General features: G+C 59.9%; 18 protein-coding genes. 14 read left to right on the plus strand and 4 right to left on the minus strand.

Annotated elements, in window-relative coordinates:
- The first annotated feature begins 45 nt into the window (after positions 1-45).
- The 4 genes from P3T40_RS38730 to P3T40_RS38745 all read left to right on the plus strand — a co-directional run bounded on the left by P3T40_RS38730 (position 46) and on the right by P3T40_RS38745 (position 2,133).
- Positions 46-249: a DUF3303 domain-containing protein gene (locus P3T40_RS38730; RefSeq protein WP_429272975.1), complete on the plus strand. Its 204-nt coding sequence runs from the start codon at positions 46-48 to the stop codon at positions 247-249.
- A 748-nt stretch (positions 250-997) separates the two neighbouring features.
- Positions 998-1,270, plus strand: coding sequence for an AbrB/MazE/SpoVT family DNA-binding domain-containing protein (locus tag P3T40_RS38735; protein ID WP_429272976.1), 273 nt, complete (start codon positions 998-1,000; stop codon positions 1,268-1,270).
- A complete protein-coding gene (locus tag P3T40_RS38740) occupies positions 1,264-1,623 on the plus strand; it encodes a type II toxin-antitoxin system PemK/MazF family toxin (RefSeq protein ID WP_429272977.1) in 360 nt (119 codons plus the stop codon). The genes P3T40_RS38735 and P3T40_RS38740 overlap by 7 nt, the downstream gene beginning before the upstream one ends.
- 90 nt (positions 1,624-1,713) lie before the next feature.
- Positions 1,714-2,133, plus strand: coding sequence for a DUF7706 family protein (locus P3T40_RS38745; protein WP_429272978.1), 420 nt, complete (start codon positions 1,714-1,716; stop codon positions 2,131-2,133).
- A 115-nt stretch (positions 2,134-2,248) separates the two neighbouring features.
- Here the strand turns inward: P3T40_RS38745 and P3T40_RS38750 are convergent, their stop codons facing one another.
- Together P3T40_RS38750 and P3T40_RS38755 are read right to left on the minus strand one after the other, a co-directional pair.
- Positions 2,249-4,588 carry a TOTE conflict system archaeo-eukaryotic primase domain-containing protein gene (locus P3T40_RS38750; RefSeq protein ID WP_429272979.1) on the minus strand — a complete coding sequence of 780 codons (2,340 nt, stop codon included), beginning with the start codon at positions 4,586-4,588 and terminating at the stop codon, positions 2,249-2,251.
- Entirely contained in the window at positions 4,578-5,141 is a 564-nt protein-coding gene (locus P3T40_RS38755) for a hypothetical protein (protein WP_429272980.1), read from the minus strand. The genes P3T40_RS38750 and P3T40_RS38755 overlap by 11 nt, the downstream gene beginning before the upstream one ends.
- Before the next feature lie 324 nt (positions 5,142-5,465).
- Here P3T40_RS38755 and P3T40_RS38760 point away from each other — a divergent pair, with 324 nt between their 5' ends.
- The 3 genes from P3T40_RS38760 (at position 5,466) to P3T40_RS38770 (ending at position 10,223) form a co-directional block, all read left to right on the plus strand.
- Positions 5,466-5,615, plus strand: a complete 150-nt coding sequence (locus P3T40_RS38760) for a DUF7713 domain-containing protein (protein ID WP_429272996.1) — start codon at positions 5,466-5,468, stop codon at positions 5,613-5,615.
- 463 nt (positions 5,616-6,078) lie between these two features.
- A complete protein-coding gene (locus P3T40_RS38765) occupies positions 6,079-7,632 on the plus strand; it encodes a diguanylate cyclase domain-containing protein (RefSeq protein WP_429272981.1) in 1,554 nt (517 codons plus the stop codon).
- A 386-nt stretch (positions 7,633-8,018) separates the two neighbouring features.
- Positions 8,019-10,223: an EAL domain-containing protein gene (locus P3T40_RS38770; protein ID WP_429272982.1), complete on the plus strand. Its 2,205-nt coding sequence runs from the start codon at positions 8,019-8,021 to the stop codon at positions 10,221-10,223.
- Positions 10,224-10,822: 599 nt separating this feature from the next.
- On the opposite strand, the gene P3T40_RS38775 is transcribed toward P3T40_RS38770, so the two are convergent.
- Positions 10,823-11,344: a hypothetical protein gene (locus P3T40_RS38775; RefSeq protein WP_429272983.1), complete on the minus strand. Its 522-nt coding sequence runs from the start codon at positions 11,342-11,344 to the stop codon at positions 10,823-10,825.
- Positions 11,345-11,768: 424 nt separating this feature from the next.
- Between P3T40_RS38775 and P3T40_RS38780 the strand changes: the two genes are divergently transcribed.
- The 3 genes from P3T40_RS38780 to P3T40_RS38790 all read left to right on the plus strand — a co-directional run bounded on the left by P3T40_RS38780 (position 11,769) and on the right by P3T40_RS38790 (position 14,270).
- The gene (locus P3T40_RS38780) at positions 11,769-12,242 is read left to right on the plus strand and encodes a transposase (protein WP_429272984.1); all 474 of its coding nucleotides are present in this window, start codon (positions 11,769-11,771) and stop codon (positions 12,240-12,242) included.
- 661 nt (positions 12,243-12,903) lie between these two features.
- Complete coding sequence (locus P3T40_RS38785) at positions 12,904-13,068, plus strand: transposase (protein WP_429272985.1); 165 nt, start codon at positions 12,904-12,906, stop codon at positions 13,066-13,068.
- An 869-nt stretch (positions 13,069-13,937) separates the two neighbouring features.
- Positions 13,938-14,270 (plus strand): hypothetical protein, encoded by a 333-nt coding sequence (locus tag P3T40_RS38790; protein ID WP_429272986.1) that lies wholly within the window; start codon positions 13,938-13,940, stop codon positions 14,268-14,270.
- A gap of 400 nt (positions 14,271-14,670) precedes the next feature.
- Here P3T40_RS38790 and P3T40_RS38795 read toward each other — a convergent pair whose 3' ends face one another.
- The gene (locus P3T40_RS38795; protein WP_429272987.1) at positions 14,671-15,588 is read right to left on the minus strand and encodes a LysR family transcriptional regulator; all 918 of its coding nucleotides are present in this window, start codon (positions 15,586-15,588) and stop codon (positions 14,671-14,673) included.
- Positions 15,589-15,704: 116 nt separating this feature from the next.
- Between P3T40_RS38795 and P3T40_RS38800 the strand changes: the two genes are divergently transcribed.
- From P3T40_RS38800 to P3T40_RS38815, 4 genes are all read left to right on the plus strand, one after another.
- Positions 15,705-16,985, plus strand: a complete 1,281-nt coding sequence (locus P3T40_RS38800) for an MFS transporter (protein WP_429272988.1) — start codon at positions 15,705-15,707, stop codon at positions 16,983-16,985.
- Between the two features lie 31 nt (positions 16,986-17,016).
- Complete coding sequence (locus P3T40_RS38805; RefSeq protein ID WP_429272989.1) at positions 17,017-17,919, plus strand: amidohydrolase family protein; 903 nt, start codon at positions 17,017-17,019, stop codon at positions 17,917-17,919.
- 47 nt (positions 17,920-17,966) lie between these two features.
- Positions 17,967-18,848 carry an isocitrate lyase/PEP mutase family protein gene (locus P3T40_RS38810; RefSeq protein WP_429272990.1) on the plus strand — a complete coding sequence of 294 codons (882 nt, stop codon included), beginning with the start codon at positions 17,967-17,969 and terminating at the stop codon, positions 18,846-18,848.
- Positions 18,849-18,894: 46 nt separating this feature from the next.
- Positions 18,895-20,150 (plus strand): MFS transporter (locus tag P3T40_RS38815; RefSeq protein ID WP_429272991.1); only part of this gene is annotated, 1,256 nt, incomplete at its 3' end.

Genomic DNA, 20,150 nt, shown 5'->3' on the forward strand with positions numbered 1-20,150 from the left:
GACGCGCCACGAACCGGCACCGTCAATTCATCCTGGAGACACGCAATGAAAATCATCGTGCAATGGAATGGCCTGCCGACTGCGGAAAATTACGTCATCGAGCGCTTCATGAAAACCGGTAGCCAATCGCCCGAGTGTGTCAAATTGGTGGGGCGCTGGCATAGGCCGGTTTTGGCAGCCATAGCTTGCTGCTTACGGTTCACTGACACACAGCCTTTAGCTGCTGTTTGTCGCCTATACACGGCCTGAAGTCGTCGAACGAGGCGGTCGAGATCCGCTGATTCGCCACCCTGTTGCTGGGGCAACTCCACTTCGTCGACCAACGTCATGCAGTCGAATAGGTCTCCATGCGCAATTAGCGTCGTCGTACCGTTGCGCACCCACGCCCGCGATACGCGAGCGCGTCCGGGATTGCCTTTGCCGGAAAGGTCAGCTTCAGCCCTGCTGTTGTTGGTCGCAGATTGCAGGTTCCAGGTCGCCTTGCAGCCGAGCTAGCGCAAAGGAAAGTTTCGGCGGAGTCGATCGCGTCGGGCATGGTCAGGTTCGAAACGAAATCGGCCGTTCCCACCGGACCCCGGCATTTGAGAAAGCACGGTACTTTTCCGAGATCAGCACGTAGGGCAACGACCCTCCACACCCTTGCAACAAAAACGATGCTCTGCCTGAGTACCGTCCTGATTCAAGGTTTTTGCTTATCAGCAGGCACGCGCGCCGTTGGGGCTGAAGCGCCCGGATGACGACGATTCTGGCGCTGGACCCGGCGCACTGTGCGCCTCTGGCGCAACCCAAGTATCAGCTTCTTCACCATCAACCACTCCCGTTTGGAACACACGTTTTACCCCAAATCTGTGTCCAAAAAAACCGGAGGCGCCGCAGAAAGAAGATCAACCATGGCTGCCAGTAAGGGGGGCTGGAATGTATCTACAGTGTGTAGGCGCCGGTAGAACCTGCCGGTCTTCAGATAGGCAACCTGAGCGCCAACGCAATGGAGTCCGGAATGACAACGCAGACGGTAAAGCGGTGGGGCAACAGCCTCGCCATGCGGATTCCCGCGGGCATCGCGGAAGAATTGAATCTGCAGGAGGATCAGGAAGTCGAGGTCGAGGTGCTGAACGGTGTTCTCACCGCGACACCGAAGATCAAGACGTTTAATTGGGATGAGTATTTGACCCAGCTCGCTGAACGGCCCGATGCGGTGCATCCCACCATCACGCGCGGCAAGGCAATCGGATCAGAACTCGGAAATCCGACCGGAGAGAATGATTGGTAACGAGCAAGAAACCGAGTCGGCCACTGGTTCCCGGCTCCGTCATTTGGGTGGATCTGGAACCCGTGGCTGGTCATGAACTCAGTGGTGAGTATCTACGACCGATCATTGTGCTGACACATGAAACGCATAACCGCGTGACCGGCAGAGTGTCAGGAATCCCCTGCACGAACAAAGCGCGTGGATTCGCGACCGAGGTGCCAATCGCATCTTTGCCTCGCCCTTGCGTGGCGGTGCTCGATCAGATAGTCGCCGTCGACTATGGATCGCGACGCTCCGACGATCGCGGCCAGAGCGTGACGAAGGCCGAACTTGACGCGGTTCGGTCGGGCTTGAAATCGTTCTTGATGCCGTAGGGCGCAGTGTGCTGATCCGGTCGCGAAGCGGACTTTTAGAAAGACAGAGGCGTGGACGATTGGCGAAGTGGCCATGCGGTCCGTGCCGGAATGCTCGGCGTCGACACCAGTGCGCTGCGCGCGATCTCGGCGCCCCAGTCTTTCAGCCCGAATCACCCGCCTGTTACAGCGACGGAATTCGGTGCACTGTTCGAAGAAGCGAAGCCGCTGGCCGGGTACCTAGATAACACCAAAGCGCGGGAGCAAGCGATCACCGGAGTATTCAGGCCCGAAGAGATTCCCCAATGTGCCGAGCGCCGGTGTTCCGCGACGAGCTGGTCACGAAGACGACATGGAAAGCCAACGAGCGAAGAAAACGCCGTTGAACCGAAGTGGGTCGAGATTTCCGTACGCGTGACTGAAGAGGTCGCGATCCAACTTGCGCAGTTTTGCAAGCGCTCGATGTTCGACCACTTTTATGAGTTGACCGAGGCGCACCTGCCTCATGAAGAGCGACGGCGCCGCGCGTAGAGTCGCACGAGCCCCTGGCCGTCATCCTTGCGGCCCGCGTTTGGACGCAGGATCTCGCCATTTGATCCGCGCCCGTCAAAGCGCGACACGCCAGGTCTGCGATGTCGGATATGGTTTAAGCAACGTCGGTAATTCTGTAGCCCATGGCGCGATAGCCGCGTTGCCGCTTCTCCCACATTCTCTGCAATGCCGGATGTCCGACGTCGACAATATCTGTGATCCGGACATCCGTCTTTGTCGCGTGCTCCCGATGAAGGCGGCCTGCGTACTGCTGAAGTGTGCCTTTCCAGGAGATTGGCATCGCGAGTATCAGCGTGTCGAGCGCCGGGTGATCAAACCCCTCGCCAACCAGCTTCCCGGTCGCCAGCAACACTCGCGGACTATCTGTCTGCAGCGCGTTCAGCGCATCAATTGCCAGAGCGCGCTGCTTCTTTGACATGCGGCCGTGCAGCGTGAAAATCTTTTCGACCTTCCCCGCTAATGCGTGCGCGATGGCCTCCAGATGGTCGGTGCGTTCGGTCAACACGAGAATTTTTCGACCATTCGAGAAAGCCACTTCAACTTCTTTCGCGATCGCCTCTGTCCGGTCGGCATCGCCCGCGATATGACGGAAGACATCCTGAATCCCGGCGTCGTCGGGAAGCTCTATCCGCGCCGATCGAATCTGTGACACAACTTCCAGATCGTCAGGTGCCGTGTCGGGTCTGGCCGCGGTAAATCGAATCGGCCCGCACTGCATGAAGATGATCGCGTGCTGGCCATCTCGCCGTATCGGTGTCGCCGTCAGACCGAGCACGTATCGGGCTTTGACCCGCTTCAGCAGTGCCTCGAATGACACCGCTGAAAGATGATGGCACTCGTCGACGATGACGTGCCCATAATTCTCGACCAGCTCGCTCGTCTTGCCTTGGCGTGACAGGGATTGCATGACAGCAATATCGATCTTCCCGGTCGGCCTCGCCTTGCCGCCGCCAATAGTGCCAACCATTCCTTTTCCGACGCCCAGAAACGCCTGTAGCCTTTCCTGCCATTGCTTCAGCAGCTCGGTACGATGGACCAGCACCAGCGTATTGACGCCGCGGCGGGCTATCAGCGCCGCTGCCGTGACAGTTTTGCCAAACGCAGTAGGCGCACAGAGCACGCCGTAGTCGTAGCGCAGCATCGCCGACACGGCGGCTTCCTGATCGAGGCGCAAGGTGCCGGCGAACGACACATCGAGCAGTTCGCCCGGAATGCGTTCATCATGAACCTCGCAGTCGATATCGTTTTCGCGAAGGAGGTCCTTCGCTGCGTCCAGACAACCTCGTGGCAATCCGATGTGCCTTGGATAGTTCTCCGCGCAACCGATTACACGTGGCTTGTCCCAAACAGGAAAACGCATCGCCTGTGCCTTGAAGAACTCCGGGTTCGGAAAAGCGGCCAATCGAATCAGCCGGTTGAGCAGTGACTGCGGGATCCGCTCCTTCTCAAGGTACACAAGATTCGCCAGGGTAACCGACAGCGACTTCGGCATCGGACCGGGCAGCTTGTTCCGGACCAGAGGCGGCGTCCGCCACGGCTCTGCCTGATCATCGTCAGTGGTGAATGCTACGTCGAGCGGGTGTGCCCCTGCGGTGCAACGAAGGATTGCCGATTCGATCTGCTCGGGGGGAAGAGGCTGGAGTGCCGCAAGGAATCCCCACTGATCCGCGTACGGTTGCAATGCGTCGTCCGCAAAGACGCTATTACCCTGCTCACGAGGCTTCTTTTGCAGGGGCAACGCAATCAGATTCCCGAATCCGCCCTTGGGCATCGAGTCCTGATTGGGAAACAACCGATCGTAGGATGTCAGCTTCAGTTGGCGCGTCTGCGCACAGGTGTGGCTGATGATTGCGGTGCCCAGGCGTCGCGCCTCCCGGGCCGGGACCCTCGATTGAAAGAAAATCCATGCGTGCGCGCCGTTTCCCGAGCGCGAGACTTCCAATGCCGCCGGGATATCCAGCTCCCGGCAAGACCGGAGAAAAGCGCGCGCATCGTCCCGCCAGTCTGCATCATCGAAATCCACGGCGAGAAAGTGGCAGGTGTCATCGGCCATCAACGGATAGACCCCAACGGTGTGCCGGCCCGCGAGATGGTCATAGATGACCTGGTTGGATAGCGGAATCAGCAGGCGGTTGCCGCAGTCCGAACACTTGATGCGCGGTTTCTCACAGACCCCGGCGCGCCATTCGTTCGCACACGCTGGCGAATAACCTGACTTGCCTGCCTTACTTTCCCACCGTATCGGATATACATCGGTTCGCCCCTGGAAGAGGCGTCTGAAAAGCACGATTTTCTCATCCGTGCTCAATCGAGACGGCTCGGCCGTGTGCGAAGCGAGGTCCGGGGGAGTCGCGTCAATTCCGTGCGCCGCGAGCAGTGCTATGAGCCGGGTGTTCTCCGCACGCAGTTGGTCCAGTTCGCGATCAGCGGTCATCGGAAACGTACTCCGCAAACAGCGTGTTCATGTCATCGCTGACGCCGTAGCCGAAGTTGCAGCTGACACGGCGTACCGCGTCGAGCCGCGCAACAGGAGCATCGCGTTCATCATATGGCAGCGCGACCGCCGACTTCAGCGCCTGTTTATACATGCGCGCCAGCGCCACCAGGAAACCTTCGACGTCCATCCCGATGTCATCAGCCCGCTCGCAGTAAAACACCTGGAGCTCCGCCAGTTCCTCTTGCCGCCCGATCGCCTTCCTGTAGCCCGAGATCGCTTGCTTCGCCTTCGAGACTGACGGGGTTTGATTCTCACGAGCATCCGGCCACAGGTACCTGCCTATTATGCTCTTGTAAGGCTTCAGGAAATCGTCGCCGATCCCGAAGCGCACGTGCAGGAACGCCGGGTTGTTCTTGCTTGCGGCGTACAGGTTCTGAAGCAGGCGCGGCAAGCCGGCACGATCGAACGCCGAAAGCTGGCCCTTGATATCGGCCCGAGAGGGAATGGTTGTCTTTTCGATGGGTACGCTTCCCCTCAGTCTTGCCAACAACGGCCGGCGTTCGCGTAGACATCCGCATTGTTGCGCCTACTTCGGGAATAACCAGAATGCCGTGTGTGCGCTGATTGCCCCCGGCGTCGAGATATGGCGAACTTCAACTCGACGCCGCCCGCCGTCGAGTTGAACTTCGTGCCGACCGGCTCTGCAAGCGTAAACTTCGGCCTTTCATTCAAAGCCGGATTGCCGCTGCGTAGCAGCGGTCCCATGGGAAGGATAAATTAAGACCGTTAGTTGCGTTTCATCTCGCGGTCAGACTACCGGGCCAGACCACGCAGTAGGTCACCCCTCATCCTGCTCCGAAAGCTTGTGCAGAAGATGAGCGGGATGGAGTTGAAGACGGTCGCCTACCCTGTGTCGTCATCGACGGTGGGGCGTGTGGAATGGCACGATCTCAGCGCAATCCTGATGGCGTTCCAAGGAAGGCAGTTCAGGCTCGAACTGCTCGATCCGACCGACGAGGTGTGATTCTGCAGCTACCGACCTGCCCTGCTTTACAGACGGACCCCAACCGGGATCGCTATATCGGGTCCAAAGGATAACTGTAAAGGCGCAGCAGACACGACGGGCGCCGACGGTGTAGCGGACGCGGTACGTCAACGTATTTTCCTGCCATCCTTGCCGCCTGTAGCAGGTTCGCCAGTTCTGCATGCATATTGTCAGCGTCGACGTACTCACCCGTGCGATGGGCTTCGTTTCGCGCGGCCAGCCCCCGTGCAACGAATTCCCGCTGGAGTCGGCGCTTCGCAATACTTTCGCGGAGCGAGAGGGTGGGCGGTACGTCGCATTCTAGCGATAAAAAAGGGACGGATAAACCGCGGCCGCGGCACGTGTTTACACCAATCAAGTAAATCGGTTTGTTCTCCGTATATACATGAACGCCCGCCCTCAAGGTGGCCAGAAAAGTAGCGCTCATCGTATGAGCAACATCATGTCAGGCAAGACATCCATCCTCGATTGCATGCTTGCGACTCCGACGCTCGGCGATAGCGACGTCACGGTGTCCATCCGGTCGTCGCTGGTTTCTTCGCTGTTCGAAAACGTGCGGCCTGTGTTCATGGCAGGTGCCGCCAGCGCATTCGTTGCGTTCGTCGTCTTCGTCCGTCTGCATGTGGTGTGGGCAGCGCTATGGCTCGTGACTGATATAGCCATCCTTACCGCGCGGCTCAGCATCGTTCACGCTTTCGTTACGCGTAGCCGTACCGATGTCGTTCATCCCGGTCCCTCGGCTCCCGGATACGCGGCGGCCTCGCTGCTCGCCTGCCTCGTGCTTGGCACCGGCACGATGGCATGCGTCATGTGTCCGGACGGCGAAGTGACCTCGCTCGCTGTCATGGTGACGGCCGGGATTCTGGGCGGAATTGCGTCAAGAAACGCGGCCTTGCCTCGGCTTGCAATTACACAGATTTGTCTAGGGGCCCTGCCTATCGCACTAGGTGCGCTACTTGCGCCACGCGCCGGGTCGTGGATTCTGGTGCCTCCGCTATTCGCCTATATCGCGGCGATGGTTTCGGTTGTTCGCCGGCACTATCAGGGGCTTGTGGCACTCATGACTGCCGAACAGGCGAATGCAGAACTCGCTGCGCGATTCGACGCGGCGTTGTCCCATATGCCGCACGGATTGTGCACGATTGATGAAGCGGGAAAGGTGATTATTGCCAACCGGCGGACGGCGGAGCTGTTCGGCGCAACCGTCGAGATGCTGAAGCTCAATGTGCCGCTGCCGGAATTCATTGGCCATGTGGGACTGGACAAGTTTGGAAAAACGCTCAGGCAACAGTTGGTCGAGCGGTGCACCGAGTGGTTGTCCGCGAAACGCGGCCCCCTCGACCTCGAACTCAATGACGGCCGTCGGCTCGAGATGACCAGGAATCCAGTTCCCGATGGTAGCGCCGTCATCATTATCGAAGACGTTACGGAACGCCGGGAGTCAGAAGCGAAAATTCTTCACCTCGCGCATCACGATCCGCTTACCGGTCTTGCCAACCGTCGAGACCTCTGCGACCGGCTTGAACAGATGCTGGCCCGTGGCGCCGTTGGGGAAGGGTCCTCCCTGGCGTTGATGTACCTCGACCTGGACGGCTTCAAGGAGGTCAATGACCGTCAGGGCCACCACACCGGCGACCTGGTATTAAAAGCCGTTGCAGACCGCCTGCGAAAGACGTTGCGAGGTAGGCAACTGGTGGCACGCCTGGGTGGCGACGAATTCGTCGTGGTTGTTGAGAGCGCAACGACTGCTGACGGTGCGGCAATGGCACAACGGCTTATCCGGCAGGTTTCCAGTCCGTATTCGTTCTCGCCTGGGACGACGGTAAGCGTTGGTGCTAGCATCGGCATTGCGTTTGCCACGAATCACGATTCTCTCGAGTCGTTGATGAAGCGGGCTGATACGGCCCTGTACGACGCAAAGCTGGCGGGTAAAGGAACGTTTTGCTTTTCGACCGTGGAGTCTGTGACGACCGACAATACTGCTGAGAGTCGCTAACAGAGCCGACATCCGGAGCCCACCGCGAGCAAGACGCCAAAAAGGAAAACTGCTGCGCGGCTAGCCGCAACGACCGATGTCGATAAGCGTTGCTTCTGGGCCGGCGATGCAGCGTCGCATATCTTTCCAGGCGTATGCGTTCAAGTTAATTTATTTGCCGTCGTAAACGGTTGTGCAAAGCGGAAAAGAAATAGCAGAGATATCTGCCTGCGGCGCGACCTTCAATGTTGGCAACATTTGGGAGATGGCCGTTCCTAATCGGCGGACCGATACGGGGCGGCTGCAAAGACGGGATAAGTCGAGTGCTATATCTGAGGCGTAACCTATTGAAGGACCTGATTGAGCGCTTGATGCGCGCACCGAAGCCCTGCAGGTGGATTGGATATATGGATATGCTCGCCGCATCGGCCACGACGGCCGCATGCGCCATATCAGGCGTCGCCGTGGCGCTTTGCGGGGGACCTGCCATGGTTGTGGGCTTCTCGTCATTCGGCTTTTTCGCCGGGGGCTATGTGGTGGTCCGGCTGCAGCTGTGCAGGCGCATGACTCATACGACAGCAGAACTGACGCGTGGATTGTTAGCAGCAAACCGGGACTGCCTGAAGCTGCTGGACTGCGACGGACGCATACGCTGGATATCCGATGTCGGTCAACAACTGATGCACGCGAATACTCCGGCACAACTACTTAACGCAGACTGGCTCGGATTCTGGACAGGCAGTGAGGCTCGGGAAGCTTTTGAAGAAGCGTGCACCGGATTGCAGACGTCGTTTTTCGCTTCTTGCCCTACCTTATCGGGTCAAACAAAGTGGTGGAAGTCGGACCTTGTTCCGCTTGAGGATGGAAAAAGCGGAACGACGGCGATTCTGTGTGCATCACATGACGTGAGCGCTGAGGTCGAATCGAACGCTGAGCTTCGGCGAAGTGCTGGAATACTGCAGCAGATGGAGGACCACGTACAGGCCGTATTCTGGCTGACGAGCAGCGATTTCCAGATTCTGCATCATGTCAGTGCGGGTTTCGCCAGCGTATGGGAGATGCCGCTTGCCGCACTGCATCAGAACCCGGCAGCCTGGCATATGCGTGTCCATCCGGACGATTTGAGGTCGCTGCTCATCCGGATGAGAGCGGTGGGACGCTCGAAATCGGAAGCACACTGGTTATTCCGGCTCGTGATGCCGGAGGGCCCGCTGAAATGGATTCGCGCGGACGTTTATCCGGTAAAGGGTGAAAAGGGAACTGTTGCGCGTCTCGTAACTGTATGCGTCGACGTTACTGAAGAGCGGACGCGCCTGCAGCAACTCGATACATTGGCGCAAAGCGACGGGTTGACCGGGCTGCTTAATCGCAGCGCGATGTTGGAAGCACTATCGGAGCGTTGCCAGGGCGCATTGCCCTTTGCGTTGCTGTACATCGATCTGGACCGTTTCAAGGAGCTCAATGATACGGCCGGTCACTCTTGGGGCGATAGCGTAATTAGAGAACTTGCCAAGCGTGTCCGCGAGACCCTCCCTGACAATGCAGTGACATCGCGACCAGGCGGCTGCGATGAATTCACCGTTATCGTACCGGGTGAATGGGAGCGCCGGGATATTGACGGCCTGTGTCAGCGCCTCGTCGCTTCCGCCCGCCACCCATTGTTAGTAGCGGGCAAGACCGTTTCCGTAACAATTTCGGTTGGAGCGGCGCTCTTCCCGGAGCATGGAGATTCGCCTGAGGCGCTCTTTACGAGTGCGGACCTTGCGATGTACGCAGCGAAGCGGGCCGGCCGTGACGCGTATCGGCTTTTTGGGGCGGAGGAACAAGGCGACCGTGACCGTCTGCGACTTGAAAGAGAGTTGCGCGAAGCGGTGCGGCATAAGCAGTTCGTGCTTTTCTATCAACCGCAGTTCTGCGTCGGGTCCGGACGGCTTACAGGGATGGAAGCCCTCCTTCGCTGGAATCATCCGAAGCGGGGTCAGGTGTCTCCTGGTGCATTTGTTCCGCTTCTCGAAGAGACGGGCCTTATCATCCCTGTCGGATACTGGGTAGTCGTGGAGGCTGTCGGCGCGCTATCCGAGTTTCGAAGGACAGGTGCGCATGACATCTCTCTATCGATTAACGTTTCGGCCAGACAATTTCATGATACGGGGCTTGTTGATGCCATCCGGAGTGCTCTGCAAAAGAACGGCATTGATGGCTCGCAACTTGTGGTTGAAATCACCGAATCTACGTTGATGGAGGGTCTCGAACGCGCACAGGAAATCCTCGCGCAGCTCCGGCTCCTGAATGTGCGCATCGCCATTGATGACTTTGGCACGGGGTATTCAAGCTTGAGCTACGTCACCAGGTTCCGACCGGATGTCTTGAAGCTGGACAAGTCGTTTGTGGATGAGGTAGCTACCGACCATGCGGCCAACGCCGTGGTCCAGACTGTCATCGAGCTGGCGCACAAACTCAACATAGTGGTTGTTGCTGAGGGGGTAGAGACGGAGGCCCAGTTGGAAATTTTGCGGTCGGCAAATTGTGATGAAATTCAGGGATACCTGCTAGGCAAGCCTGAACCCTATCAAATTTTATCGGCGCGCTTTTCGGCCAAGGACAACGCGTGACGACCCCGGCTTATCGTATGCCGCAGAAGCAACTGATTCTGGATAGGAACTGATTGACCGGACGTCGTTCTGCTGGGAAGCAGCCCGGCGTCGACGCCGACACCTTCAGCGGTTTCAATGCGCGTCCAGACTTGCCGCGTTTCCGCGTCGCGATTGCAGTCGCGTCGTATGATGCCGCCGAATCGAAAAATTCCCGCACCTGGCGATTGAATTCCCCCTCGACCAGCTTTATCGGTACACCCAGCGCACTCGGAAATCTTGAACCCGCAGTGGACACAGGAGTGGCAGTGCCTCAGGACGTCGACCCAGGCTGGGGCCAAGGCCAGCTATTCCACTTGTTGCGTGCGTGGCGGGAAGCGCTCTATTTCGGCGCAACGCCTCGTCCCGGCGCGTCTTCGTCGACCAATGCACCATCGTCTTCCGACTGCAAGACCGGGGCAGTGCTGTCAGGCACTGGCGAGCCGGAGGTGTTCGCGCCATCGCCTGGCCGCGCATCCTTATCATCGTTGTGGTTCAAGTCGCGCGTCTGTCTCTTTCGATGATTCGTCATGGTTTCCTCCGTGAGAGAGGCAGCGGCCCGTGCGCATCTCGCCTGGCGTTCAATGCGAACGTCCATGGCCTCCGCCACCGCCCCAGTGATGACCGCCGCCCATACCACTGCCCGGGTATCCGCGCCCATTCCAACCGCCATGACCGCCCCAACCGCCCCGATATCCATGGCCCCAATAGCCGTGGTGGCCCCAATAGCCGCGGTGCCCCCAGTAGCCTCGGCCGCGCCAGCCGTAACAACAGCCGCCCCAATAGCCGAAGCCCAATGACACCGACGGTCCCCGCCATGCGGGCCAGCCGTAGTACGGATACGGGACGGAGTAATACGCAGGTGCAACGAAGACGGGCGTAACCGCTCCAGCGGAGGTGCCCGTCAATGCAGTTGCATCTGATGCCGCTGCGCCGGACGCGGCTGCGTCGGGTACTGTGAACAGATACGGCTGCGTAGCCGGCAACTCGTCATACGAAACGTAGCCGTAGGGCACGTAGGAATAGCAACCGGACAAAATTGCGGACAGGACCACCACCGCAACGGCGCCGCCCGCGCGCGACGTTCCATCCAGCGTTTTCATGACGTACTCCCCAGTCCGATGCGGCGCAACGTGCGGCGCGTCTTTAATACAACTACCTTACAGCAAGCGCGATACCTGGACGTCCCGGGATTGAAGGACAGTGCGCGTCAGGTTGCAACGGTGGCGAAACGTCGGCCATCCGTTTGTCGACGGGGCCGGCACCCGCCGAGGGAATCGGCGCCTTTCCTCGATTCGTGGGCGGATGACAGATGCGATTTCTAGTCCGGTAGTTCGTCAAAGCCGCTGAAGCTGCGTCATCTTCGGGCCCTCTTGCACACATTGAGTAACTTGATGTCCGGAACGCAATTTCGTTTTCCAAGAGGCGCATGGTCACCGCGCTGGTTGGGGCGTTGTTCGATGCGCAGCCCGCAACCAGTGAACGACGCGGCCGCCCCGCGCAGAAGCACGCGCGGTTGCCAACGGCGTGCTGTGGGTTCTGGCGTCAGGAGAAGGTTGGGCCAAGCTGCCGGACCGTTATCCGTCGCCGCCGACCTGCCGCCGCCGCTTTGAAGAGTGGCAAGCCGACGGGACGCTTGCCGAAATAGTGAAACGGCTCGGTACCAGCGGTCGCAAAATTTCGCTGCGCGGCCGGATTGGCGCCACGGCTGCAAAGCCACCGGCACCGCCGAGCTTCGCGGCGCGTTCTGGACCAATCCGGCATCTTGGTGTGCGCCGGCGGCAATGGCGTGACCGAGTTGTCGCCAACCCTATCGACGACGACCATGCGGATTTGCGGTACGACGCACCATGGTCCATGCAGGCCGCCGACCGGTTAGCAAACGTCGCAGACAGCTGTTTCTTTGCCGCTTCAGGCGGTTGTCCACAAATAGGCTTTCCGAAGATACGTTCGCGGGGTCGTTCGTGGCCGGTGCGTAAAGCCGTGCGCAATAGTCTTTAAGCGCGTCGGATTGTTCCCTTCGCGCGAGATTCTAACGTTAGCGACGACGAGGTAATAGCGGCAGTCGAGAATGCGGGCTGCTTACATCAGCCCCTGTGCATTTAGCGCCAAATCTCGCCCGCCATCGTATTCACCGTGTGCACCACGGAGAATGTTTGCCTGCCCTGAAAACGACAGCGCCGTCTCGAGTAACTGTTGAGGACAGCGAGCGTTGTCGCTGGCGTCAGTCTGCCTAGATGCCCGAATTCCGCTGGACCGCCAGAGTGGGCCGTAAATCGTTGCAGCTGAACCATTTTTCTAATTGCAGACATGGTCAATCCGATACCGGCATGCGGGTCGATATTGCGTCGGCGTCAACAACGTGGACCTGACAAGACGGATTTCGCGGCTGCACTTCGACCAGTCTGCCGACATCAAGATGATGCCGCGCGTGTCCCGGGCTGTAGAAGAGAAACGTCGCTGCCTGAACTCCCACACTCGCCACGCTGCATTTATGTCCTTGATCCGCCGTTGTCTGGACGTTTAATGAACGCGCTCGCGGACTCTGGTACAAGCCCTACACTTCCCATACCGGCGCCAAGTGGAAGCGCTGGATAGCGGCGGCACGAGCAGCAGCAATATCGGCGCTAACCCGGGTCGCCACGCAGATAGGAAACCGGCTGTGGGGCATCCGAACGCCATCAGGGAACGTGCTTCCAACGCGAGTGCCGAAGGTTTGAATAGCCAGATTCGCGCAATGCGGGTCAAGGCGCGAGGGTACCGCAACAAGCAGCGCTTCAAGCACGCTATCCTGTTCCTGTATGGGAAGTTGGACATGCGATTCTGACCCACCGTAATTGGGGAAGGACCACATCCATGCAGTATCGAGCGTAAAAAGCTGCACGCCGTCTTCGCGCCGGACGAGCAACAAAAAACCCGGCGCCATGGCCGGGGTTCTGTCAATTCAAAGGGCGCTTAATTATGTGCCATGACCACCATAACAATGGTCATTACGGTAGCCACTGCCGTCGCAATAGCAGCCACAGTGGACATGATCGCCCGAGTGCCCCGCTCTTGCGGGAACAACACGCGTGCAAGTGAGGTAATCAGGTTTCTCCTATTCGGCCCAAAAGTGCGGGGTGGAGAAGGCCACCGCCGCTAGAACTGTCAGGATTATAGTCCAGACGGCCACCGAGTAGTAACCGAACCAGTTCCGACAGTGTCGACCGCCGCGTTTGTCAGTGAAGTGCTGCACGGGCCTGCAGCACCGCTGCGGATCCATATGGGGTGCCATTACTTTCGGCTGTCGCCCGAAGTCAGCTGCACGACGATCAGCCGATCAAGGGCAGATGAAACGTTGCGGAGGGGGAATTGCCGAACCATCTCGACGTCCGGCTCGAAAAGGAGCTGATCGCCTGCACCACGTCGCTTTCACCAGCGACGGTCCTGGCGATCGCCAGGGGAACTCGTCTCGCCCACCACACAACCCTGCGGGCTGTTGCCGTCACCAGGCAGGCTTCCCGCGTACCCGTTCACGTTGTCGCTGAACCCCGGCAACCTAGTGCGCTTCCTCCTTGGCCACGTAGCCGTGCTGGTGCTGATTGACTTGGCCTTCCTTAGAACCCTTTTTGCACGGCATAGTGTGCACGCCACGATGCTGATGGACGGTCTGCACACAGTGAGGTCTGTAAAGACCCGGCCGACCTGTACGAGGGCGTGTTCCGGGTTAGCCAGCAGCGCTTTGGCCGGATCGCCAGCGAGCTCCAATCGCTGGCACGGTTCGCCGGGGAGACGGCCCATTCCATCGCCGAGATGTTGGTGAACGTATCGGCGCCGCGCGTGATCTCCAGAGGGCCAGTGAAGTCTTGCTATCAACGCTTCAAGGGCCTGCCGCGACGACGCGATACCGCCGGCATTTCAGCAACCTGTAAAATGAATCTCGACAATTCACTTAACTTTGAACTTTGTTCACTTAAGTTTGAACTCACCACCCCGACGGCAGCCTATGCTTCCGCAATTTCTCACGCAGAGACAAGGAGTTGCGACTGAAGCGCGCCGACGCTCGCGTCCTTCGGCAAGGTTGAGGACATGGCGAGCCCAGCGTGCTTTCAGCCCGTGGCGCCCCACCTATCCGAGCCTAGGGAAATCCCGCAGATCGTGCTCAAATATCTAGGAGACGAGGCAAATGGAGATATCCACGGGCGCATGAAGACTGGATTCGACGCCGGGACCGCCTTCGGAGGCGGCCCAAACGGTCCTCCTCCCGCCGCTGTCTCTCGATGCTTTCGAGTTCGGGATCGCGGGCGCGCTCGATCCACTTCGCCACAAATCAAAGGCACGGTCCGAACAGCAAGCCGGCAACGAACGCTTCAAGTACCGTTCGGATGCTGTAAAGCCTGGAGGTAATCCACAACTCAGGGCAGCCGCCGTCGAAACCACCTCGATCCCGTTACGATCGCCTGGCGGACCCAGACTTCGAGAGATTCGGACGAAGCAACGATGCGAACTTATCTGCGAGGGCCGGCTTCGAACGGTGCGGCCAGATTGCGCTCAGCTCGAAGAACGGGAGCGAGGCGCCATCGCGGACCTCGCACAGTCTGACGCCAGCAAACTGAATGGCCTGCACGGACTGCGGCAACAAGGACGCGCCGCAGCCGGCGGCGACGCAGGCTAGCACCGTGAGCGAGCGGTTTGCGTGCTGGACGACGTTCGCTTCGCATCCCGCCTTCCTGAAGGCGCTCAGGATCCCCGCTCGAATCACGGGAAGCTGATCGTGCGGAAACCAGACGAGCCCCAGGTCGGCAAGCTCGCGCAGACTCACCTTGCCGTCATCCGAAACCGGGTGTGCGACTGGCATCACCGCGAGCAGCCGCTCCCGGGCGATCAGCTTCTCGCGCATCTTGCCGCCCACGGCCACTGGCGTATGGAGCAGGCCCAGATCGACGCTCCCCTCCTCGAGTGCGGCGGCCTGCTCGGCGTTGCTCATTTCCTTCAGCACCAGCTCGACGCCGGGTGCCTGGGCCCGCAGCGCCGCGATCGCTCTCGGCAGCACGTCGAACAACGCCGCGGACGCGAACCCGACCGTCAGTCTGCCGCCAAGTTGGGCGCCAATGTCCCGGGCCCGCTTTTCTGCGGCGTCGATACGCGAAACGCCGAGGCGAATGTCGTCCACGATCGCCGCGCCAGCGGTGGTCAGCGCGGCGCCACGCCGTGTGCGCTCGAACAGCTTGACGCCGAGTTCGCGCTCCATTCGGGTAATGGCCTGGCTTAGCGCCGGCTGCGCAATGCCCAGCGCCTGGGCGGCGCCCGTCACGCTTCCCGCGTCCGCGACCGCCACGAAGTACTTGAGGTTTCGTGCAGATTCCATATTGCCGCGTTATGAATAAAGATCGTTTCCATAGTACCCGCGATCAACTGTGCATCCTAGACTGGCGGCAACGATCGATACATCAAGGCGAGATACGCCGGACAAGGAGACGGACTATGCGCTGGTACGCGGAAATCTCTCGAGCCGAGAAGAGAGCACTGTGGAGCTGCTTCGCGGGATGGGGGCTGGACGGCGTGGATACCCAGCTCTTTAGCCTCGTCATTCCCACGTTGCTGGCTACCTGGGGCATCGGCAAGGACGAAGCCGGCCTGATCGGCGGTGCCACGCTGGTCGCGGGCGCGCTTGGGGGACTGCTCGCAGGCACGCTTTCCGACCGGTTCGGCCGGGTACGCACGCTGCAGATAACGGTCATGTGGTTCTCGCTTTTCACGTTTCTGAGCGCTTTTGCGCAAAACTTCGACCAGCTACTGGTACTGAAGGCGCTCCAAGGCTTAGGTTTTGGCGGCGAATGGACGGCTGGTGCGGTGCTTCTGAGCGAAGCCATCAATGCCAGGCATCGAGGCAAAGCCATGGGCATTGTGCAAAGCGCGTGGGGCTTCGGGTGGGCGGGCGCCGTCATCCTTTATACGGTCGTCTTCTCGTGGGTGTCTCCCGCATGGGCGTGGCGCGTGCTGTTCGCCGCCGGAGTGCTGCCCGCACTGCTCGTCATCCATCTGCGACGCAACGTTGTGGAGCCGCCTCGCGACCCACGCCGCGCAAAGCACCCAAGCGACCAGCACGGTGTCTTCGCCACCCTGGCGGGCATCTTTCACCCATCCGTCATTCGCACGACGATTGTCGGCGCCCTGATCGGACTGGGCGCCCATGGCGGGTACCACGCGATCACGACCTGGCTGCCGACCTACCTCAAGACGGAGCGCCATCTGTCCGTGCTCGGTACCGGCAGCTACCTGGCGGTGGTCATCGTCGCGTTCGTTCTGGGCTGTTTCCTGAGCGCGTGGCTGCAGGACCGGATAGGCCGTCGCCGCAACGTCATTCTTTTCGCGGTCTGCTGCGCCGCGACCGTGAACCTGTACGTCTTCCTCCCGATCGGCGACACGGCCATGCTCATTCTGAGCTTTCCGCTCGGCCTCTTCGCGGCCGGTATCCCCGCCACGCTTGGCGCGCTCTTCAACGAGCTGTATCCGCGGGGAATCAGGGGCACCGGCGTCGGATTCTGCTACAACTTCGGCCGCATCGTGTCTGCAAGTTTCCCTGTGCTGATCGGGCACATGAGCAACTCCATGCCGCTCGGCGCGGCGCTCGGTATCGACGCGGGAATCGCGTATGGCATGGTCGTGCTCGCCGCCTTGCTGCTGCCCGAGACGAGCAGGCAACGCGCTACCGGCCGCGCGTCGGTCGTCGTCTCCGAAACGCCGGCGCCGTCGCTCAAGTGACGTGTATTCAACAAACGGAAAGCCAGAACCCATGAGTGCTCTTGACCTCAGTAGTACCGATGCGGCAATACACGCTGCCGACGCAGGAGCCGACGTAGCCGAGTGGCTCCGTGACCCAGCACCTCGTGTCTCCGCTGTCGATTCACATGCGCACGTGTTCGTGCGAGGGTTGCCACTCGCTCCGCAGCGGCGCCACGCACCGGACTACGATGCAACGCTGGATTCGTATGTCCGGTATCTCGCCGGGAATGAAGTGTCGCACGCCGTTCTCGTGCAACCCAGTTTCCTCGGAACCGACAACTCGTTCTTTGCCGCGATATGTAGACGGTACCCGCAGCGGTTTCGCGGTGTCGCAGTGGTCGACCCAGCCGTATCAGACAAAGAGCTGGAGTCACTTGCCGATGCGGGCGTTGTCGGCATGCGGCTGAACCTGCTGGGGCTGCCGCTGCCGGACCTTCGAAGCGGCGACTGGCCACGTCTTCTCGCGCGCGCCAATAGCCTGCGATGGCACGTCGAAGTCCATCGTGACGCAAGCGATCTGCCGATGGTCGTCGGCGAACTGCTTGCGCAGCGCTGCACGGTGGTCGTCGATCACTTTGGCAGACCGAACGTGGAAGCCGGAGCGTCGGATCCCGGGTTCAGTTATCTGCTTTCGACTGCCATCACCGGCAGGGTATGGGTGAAGCTTTCGGGCGCTTATCGAAGTACGCGAGGCAACAGCGGGCTTGGCCTCGGCACGGAACTCGCCGGTGCCCTGCTGGACGCTTTCGGCAGCGAGCGCCTGGTATGGGGTAGCGACTGGCCGCATACCCAGCATCAGGACCGCATCGACTATGCGGCGTCGGTCCATGCGCTCGCCACCTGGGTCCCGGAGGAATCGACCCGAGCTGCAATTCTCAGTCGGTCAGCCAAGGAGTTGTTTCGTTTCGACTAACGCGGCGCGTGCCGTAAACCTTTTCACTACCGATCGAGGAAGCCCTCATGAACTCCACCACCACCTCTCGCAGAGCAGCATTTCGCCAACACGTCGCCGCACGACAAGGACTGTTGCTCGCCGGAGCATTTAACGCAATGAGCGCCCGGATCATCGAGGACCTTGGCTTTGGCGCCATCTATCTCACAGGTGCCGGCGTCACGAACATGTCGTTAGGTCTTCCCGACCTTGGCTTCATCGGATTAAGCGACATGGCAGAACATGCCGCGCGGGTTCGGGATGCCGTCGACCTGCCGCTGGTTGTCGATGCCGATACGGGATTCGGCAATGCGTTGAATGTGCATCACGCCGTACGCACGCTTGAACGCGCGGGGGCAGATGCCATCCAGCTCGAAGATCAGGTCATGCCGAAGAAATGCGGGCATTTCGCGGGCAAGCATGTCATCAGCACGGAGGAGATGGTAAGCAAGATTCGAGCGGCAACCGACGCGCGCGAAGACGAGCACTTCCAGATCATCGCGCGCACCGACGCCGCAGCGGTGCACGGTATCGACGACGCCATCGAACGCGGCCACCGCTTCGTCGAGGCCGGCGCGGACATCCTGTTTATCGAGGCGATGGAAGGCCTTTCGAATGTCGAACGCCTGCCTGCTCTCTTTGAAGTGCCCTTGTTGATCAACATCGTGATTGGTGGGAAGACCCCGGTTCAAAGCCGCGACACGCTCGAGCGATTCGGGTATGGACTAGTGCTCTATGCGAACGCTGCACTTCAGGGCGCTGTGCACGGCATGCAGCAGGCGCTCGGCCGATTGCAGTCGAAGGGCCAACTCGACGAAGACCCGACGATTGTCGCCCCCTTTGGCGAGCGCCAGCGGCTCGTAAAGAAGCCGATGTACGACCAGCTCGAAGAACGGTACAAAGCCGGCTGACCACGACGAATACATCCCAAAAGACGGCGACGCAGGAGACATCGGTATGACAAGGATTCCCGATCACGCTATGCGACAAGACCCGGCGACCGCCGGTTCAGAGGCGGAGGAGATACGCGCCGAGGCGGTGCGCCTGCGCTCATTGATCGGCGGGCTCATGGGCAACCTGATCGAGTGGTACGACTTTCTCGCTTACAGCATCTTCTCCATCTATTTCGCTTCGTCGTTCTTTCCGAGCGAAAACCCCACAGTGCAGCTGATGAACACTGCCGCGATCGCTGCGGTGGGATATGTTGCCCGACCTCTTGGAAGCTGGTTGATCGGACTCTACGCGGACCGCAAGGGCCGCAAGCTGGCTCTAACGTGGTCGGTTGCAGGGATGTGCTTCGGGTCCCTGATTGTCGCTGTAGCCCCGGGTTATCAAACCATCGGCGTATTCGCCCCTGCGCTGCTCATTGCCGCACGACTTTTGCAAGGGCTAAGCATGGGAGGTGAATACGGCACGAGCGCAACCTATCTGAGCGAGGTGGCCCCTGCCAATCGACGCGGCTTCTATCTCGGCTTTCTGCAGGTCAGCGTCGTCGCAGGACAGCTTCTTGCCCTCGGCCTCATGTTGCTCATGCAACGACTGCTTTTCACTTCGAGCCAGCTCGAGAGCTGGGGCTGGCGTATTCCGTTCGTCATCGGTGGTCTTCTCGCGCTCTTCGCCATGTATATGAGACGCCACGTCAGCGAAACGCAGGACTTCGAGGCGAGTCGCCGGGAGTCTTCATCGCCCGTCGCGCTTCAGCTACTCCAGCATTGGCGCAACATTCTGCTCGCGATCGGCATCACGGTAGGCGGAACGGTCGCCTTCTACACTTACACCGTGTACATGCAAAAGTTCCTGGTCAATTCCGCCGGGCTCAGCAAGGAGACCTCGACGCTCGTCACGACTGGCGCGCTGCTCTTGTACCTGCCTCTACAACCGTTGTTCGGTCTGGTGTCGGACTTGATCGGGCGTCGACCCGTTCTGATCTTTTTCGGTTTGAGCTGCACGCTGTTCTCCGTTCCTCTTTTCGAGGCCATCAGCCACACGACAAGCCCGGTGACGGCGGTCATCCTATGCTTCCTCGGGTTAGTCATGTTGAGCGGTTTCACTTCCATCCACATGCTGGTGAAGACGGAACTTTTTCCGGCGCGGATCAGGGCACTTGCAGTCGGGCTTCCCTACGCGCTGACGACAGCGATCCTCGGCGGCACGACGGAATTTGTCGCGTTGCGGTTCAAGGCGTCCGGCCATGAGCCGTACTTCTTCTGGTA

The sequence above is a fragment of the Paraburkholderia sp. EB58 genome, assembly GCF_050436665.1.
Classification (GTDB): domain Bacteria; phylum Pseudomonadota; class Gammaproteobacteria; order Burkholderiales; family Burkholderiaceae; genus Paraburkholderia.

Bases quoted from the DNA above. Each gene is read 5' to 3' on its own strand.
- P3T40_RS38730 (WP_429272975.1), top strand. From the start codon at position 46: ATGAAAATCATCGTGCAATGGAATGGCCTGCCGACTGCGGAAAATTAC.
- P3T40_RS38735 (WP_429272976.1), top strand. From the start codon at position 998: ATGACAACGCAGACGGTAAAGCGGTGGGGCAACAGCCTCGCCATGCGG.
- P3T40_RS38745 (WP_429272978.1), top strand. From the start codon at position 1,714: ATGCTCGGCGTCGACACCAGTGCGCTGCGCGCGATCTCGGCGCCCCAG.
- P3T40_RS38750 (WP_429272979.1), bottom strand. From the start codon at position 4,588: ATGACCGCTGATCGCGAACTGGACCAACTGCGTGCGGAGAACACCCGG.
- P3T40_RS38760 (WP_429272996.1), top strand. From the start codon at position 5,466: ATGAGCGGGATGGAGTTGAAGACGGTCGCCTACCCTGTGTCGTCATCG.
- P3T40_RS38765 (WP_429272981.1), top strand. From the start codon at position 6,079: ATGTCAGGCAAGACATCCATCCTCGATTGCATGCTTGCGACTCCGACG.
- P3T40_RS38770 (WP_429272982.1), top strand. From the start codon at position 8,019: ATGGATATGCTCGCCGCATCGGCCACGACGGCCGCATGCGCCATATCA.
- P3T40_RS38775 (WP_429272983.1), bottom strand. From the start codon at position 11,344: ATGAAAACGCTGGATGGAACGTCGCGCGCGGGCGGCGCCGTTGCGGTG.
- P3T40_RS38795 (WP_429272987.1), bottom strand. From the start codon at position 15,588: ATGGAATCTGCACGAAACCTCAAGTACTTCGTGGCGGTCGCGGACGCG.
- P3T40_RS38800 (WP_429272988.1), top strand. From the start codon at position 15,705: ATGCGCTGGTACGCGGAAATCTCTCGAGCCGAGAAGAGAGCACTGTGG.
- P3T40_RS38805 (WP_429272989.1), top strand. From the start codon at position 17,017: ATGAGTGCTCTTGACCTCAGTAGTACCGATGCGGCAATACACGCTGCC.
- P3T40_RS38810 (WP_429272990.1), top strand. From the start codon at position 17,967: ATGAACTCCACCACCACCTCTCGCAGAGCAGCATTTCGCCAACACGTC.